Origin of the sequence: Streptomyces sp. NEAU-W12, assembly GCF_026242095.1 — a bacterium.
In the GTDB taxonomy this organism is placed as follows: domain Bacteria; phylum Actinomycetota; class Actinomycetes; order Streptomycetales; family Streptomycetaceae; genus Streptomyces.
In genome coordinates this window covers 1-705 of the sequence record NZ_JAPJDM010000105.1, presented here as the reverse complement: position 1 = coordinate 705, position 705 = coordinate 1, and the positions used below count along the sequence as shown (strand labels likewise).

Annotated in this window: 1 protein-coding gene; it reads left to right on the top strand. The window is 70.2% G+C overall.

Going from position 1 to position 705, the window contains the following annotated elements:
- Nucleotides 1–573: hypothetical protein (locus ORI94_RS35270; RefSeq protein WP_266083208.1), on the top strand; the 573-nt coding region annotated here is incomplete at its 5' end.
- Between the last annotated feature and the right edge of the window lie 132 nt (nt 574–705).

The following is a 705-nucleotide window of genomic DNA, read 5'->3' as shown; positions in this document are numbered from 1 at the left end:
TGGTGGGAGTTCGACATCCGTCCGGAAGGACGCGAGGCCACGATCCGGGCGCTCGTCGAGGAGCGGATCCGTGAACTCCCGGAACTCGCCCCGTACCGCGCCGACCTGACCGCCATGCTCCGCAGGATGGCGAAGGACGCCCACGACTCCGGTGCGCTCTACCTGGGCTGCATGGCCGAGAACTTCGACGGCGTCCCGCTCTCCGCGACCGTCACGGTCTCCGTCCTCGGTGCCGGGAACGAGCAGGGTGTGGCCCTGTCCACCGACCCGCGGGCCATCGCCGGGAGCCTGGGCACGATCACCGCCCGCCGCGAGGGCGACGCCTGGCGCAAGGTCACGACCGTCGACATCCCCGACGTGGGCCCGGCCGCGCGGACCTACGGCGTCGAGGACGTGCCCGTCGCGCGGGGCGACAGCCGTACCCTGCGTATGGTGCTGACGCAGACGTACATTCCCGTGCCGGGAACCACCGACCAGGTCGTCCTCGTCTCCGGGGCCAGCCCGGTACTGGACCTGGCCGAGGCGTTCCACGACGTCTTCGACGCGGTGACCAGCACCTTCCGCTTCGTCTGAGCGGATCCGCAGAAGATCCGCAGAAGAGAGGACTCCGGGCCATGGGCAAGAGCGACCTCGCGCTCCCGCTGAGCGAGATGGAGGACTACGGACGCCGGCTGCGGTCGCTCAGGACACGGCTGAACCACACCA